The organism is uncultured Microbulbifer sp. (genome assembly GCF_947489355.1).
In the GTDB taxonomy this organism is placed as follows: Bacteria; Pseudomonadota; Gammaproteobacteria; order Pseudomonadales; family Cellvibrionaceae; genus Microbulbifer.
Window position 1 is genome coordinate 1 of record NZ_CANLDD010000144.1, and the last position, 1501, is coordinate 1501.

Here is a 1501-nt window from a genome sequence, read left to right on the forward strand (position 1 = left end):
GATCAGAGGAGTCAGGATGCCATCTTTGCCGCTGAGGCCTTTGCCCTCATGCAGCGCCTTGACAGCAGCATCCATATCGAAAGTAGGTTTGTTCATAGGTCATCCCTTTTTTGCTAATGATAAAGAAATGACACAGAATTCTGAACACTACCGTTTAATGCCAAGACCAAGAGGTGTTGAGGCGACCCTGGCTGTATGTTCGGCATATATCAACTCTTGATCGGTCCTCCTCATCGATTGTCTGCTGAGCGTCCAATGCATAAGCGGTATTTGATTTTAGGTTGGTGATGCTGATCATTGAGACTTCAATGCCTCGCTGTGATGTACCGGCGCAGCCATTGCAGTACCAGCCAAGGCCCTCTGTTTTACGCCTCGATTTACAGATAAAGCTGGCATCTATGGCGCCTACAGATTCAGGATTGCCTGGAAACGCTTGCACAAATAATTCAGTATTGAAATTGAAAAATCGAACTTTCGGCGAAACCAGCGACGAAACCGCTTTTCGCTCGCGCAACTGTATCGCTCCATATTCAGGAATGTCGCTTTGCCTTGAAAAACTGTCAGCACTGCAAGCAGCGTGAGCATAAACTTCTTTTGCAGCTTTTTAATGTTAGACATCCTGGCGAAAATAGCTTTTACTAAGTCTTCCATGGGCCAGTGTTGCGCCAGAATAAAATCATATAAAAGTCATAAAGACGTCAGGTGTTTTAAGCTTTCTTTGCTAAGGTGAGTACTTGTTCAATCAAATTGAGGCAATTTATCAATGAAAACGACTTCAATATTGAAGTTAAATAATGTGTTGATTTCAAATTAAGGATAAATTATGAATCGTATTTGTATTTCAATTGTTCTACTACTTTCTATTATATCCATGAGTGGCATTAGTTATAGTCAAGATAAATTTCCAGTTTTAGAAGATCGCTATTTAGGACAAAAACCACCAGGTATAATGCCTGTATTGTTTGCTCCTGGTATTGTTTCTACAGAGGAGCATCTTGAAAGTGAAGTATTGTTTTTGCCGGATATGAAGGAACTCTCTTTCACCAGGTCTGGAGGAAAATATAAAGAACCTACATTGTTTGTTATGCAATACAAAAATAAAAAGTGGAGTAGGAAATCTATTCCTTCAACCGATATCAATAAATATAAGGAGAGGTTCAGCCCGAGCGTATCAGAAATGAAAAGCCTTGAACCTTTCAAAGACATTCCCGTCGTAGGTTTCTCGGTCTCATCTAAAGGAACGTATTATTTTTATGTTTTAGATTTAAATGATGGCAGTGGGCATATGAGTTATTCACGCCTTATAGATGGCAAATATGAAAAACCTCAAAAAATGAGCAAAGCGATTAACAAAGGGAAATATATTGCCCACCCGTTCATTGCTCCGGATGAGTCTTATTTAATGTGGGATGCTGAGAAAGAAGGCCTAGATTCAACTTGTAAGTGCATATCTCAATGGAGCTAGAAAAAGCGGCCAGTTGCCCGTAGACTTCTCGCTTTT

General features: G+C 40.2%; 2 protein-coding genes. One reads left to right on the forward strand and one right to left on the reverse strand.

All coding sequences use genetic code 11. The features are described from left to right. Nucleotides 1–154: 154 nt before the first annotated feature. Nucleotides 155–514, reverse strand: coding sequence for a hypothetical protein (locus Q1A48_RS21170; RefSeq protein WP_299948827.1), 360 nt, complete (start codon nucleotides 512–514; stop codon nucleotides 155–157). A gap of 309 nt (nucleotides 515–823) precedes the next feature. On the opposite strand from Q1A48_RS21170, the gene Q1A48_RS21175 reads away from it, so the two are divergent. Continuing rightward, nucleotides 824–1465 (forward strand): hypothetical protein, encoded by a 642-nt coding sequence (locus tag Q1A48_RS21175; protein ID WP_299948829.1) that lies wholly within the window; start codon nucleotides 824–826, stop codon nucleotides 1463–1465. Nucleotides 1466–1501: the final 36 nt, after the last annotated feature.

Coding starts and splice junctions, on each gene's coding strand:
- Q1A48_RS21175 (WP_299948829.1), top strand. CDS start 824: ATGAATCGTATTTGTATTTCAATTGTTCTACTACTTTCTATTATATCC.